Below are 1010 nucleotides of genomic sequence, written 5' to 3' on the forward strand. Positions count from 1 at the left end.
TCTGATCGGTTACATCAGTTAATCATCGTAGCCTTATGCCGAAACCTCGTTACAAAACAACTAACTGGAAGCAGTACAATAAAGCCTTAATCAACCGTGGTTCTCTGACTTTTTGGATTGATGAGGAAGCGATAGCCGAGTGGAAGCAAAACAAACAAGGCAAGCGTGGTAGACCTCGCCGATTCAGCGACTTAGCCATTACTACCGCACTGATGGTTAAGCGCGTCTTCTCCATGCCATTGAGAGCGCTGCAAGGCTTTCTAGACTCAGTATTTAAGCTGGCTCACATCCCGCTTGTTTGCCCACACTACACCTGTATAAGCCGCCGAGCTAAGGAAGTTGAGGTTTCATTTAAAACCAAAACCAGAGGAGCAATACAACATCTGGCCATTGATGCCACTGGCCTCAAGGTTTATGGCGAAGGTGAATGGAAGGTCAAGAAGCATGGTACTGATGGGAAGCGCAGAGTCTGGCGTAAGCTGCATATCGCAGTAGATACAAGCACCCACGAAATAGTCGCAGCAGAGCTGAGCTTATCTAACGTAACCGATGCCGAAGTGCTCCCTAACTTACTCAAGCAGACACGTCGCAAAATCATTGAGATATCAGGCGATGGCGCTTATGACACAAGGAATTGCCATGATGCCATACGGATCAAGCGAGCGGTTCCGCTTATCCCGCCACGAGAAGGGGCTGCCTTCTGGGAGCAAGGACACCCTCGCAATTTAGCAGTAGGTTGTCAGAAGCTCTACGGCTCCAACAAGAAGTGGAAAAAGCGGTATGGTTATCACAAGCGTTCGCTCTCTGAAACAGCCATGTATCGCGTGAAGCAGTTGCTAGGTGGGAGGTTAAGCCTGAGAAACTACAATTCTCAGGTTGGCGAAACCTACGCCATGATTAAAGCGCTGAACAAGCTTACAGGGCTTGGTATGCCTGAAACTCAGTATATTGTTTAATAATTATTCAATTTCGGACGACTTGGTTTTCTGTCCGAATTACGCAACAAAGCC

The 1010-nt window shown here is 47.7% G+C and carries 1 protein-coding gene; it reads left to right on the forward strand.

All coding sequences use genetic code 11. From position 1 onward, the window contains the following. Nucleotides 1-35 precede the first annotated feature (35 nt). Complete coding sequence (locus R7Z49_RS23675; protein WP_158163597.1) at nucleotides 36-956, forward strand: IS5-like element ISVal1 family transposase; 921 nt, start codon at nucleotides 36-38, stop codon at nucleotides 954-956. The last annotated feature ends 54 nt before the right edge of the window (nucleotides 957-1010 follow it).

This window comes from Vibrio sp. 1562 (assembly GCF_033340155.1).
Taxonomy (GTDB): domain Bacteria; phylum Pseudomonadota; class Gammaproteobacteria; order Enterobacterales; family Vibrionaceae; genus Vibrio; species Vibrio alginolyticus.

What these genes read in the sequence shown, in the direction of transcription:
- R7Z49_RS23675 (WP_158163597.1), top strand. Translation starts at nt 36, where the DNA reads ATGCCGAAACCTCGTTACAAAACAACTAACTGGAAGCAGTACAATAAA.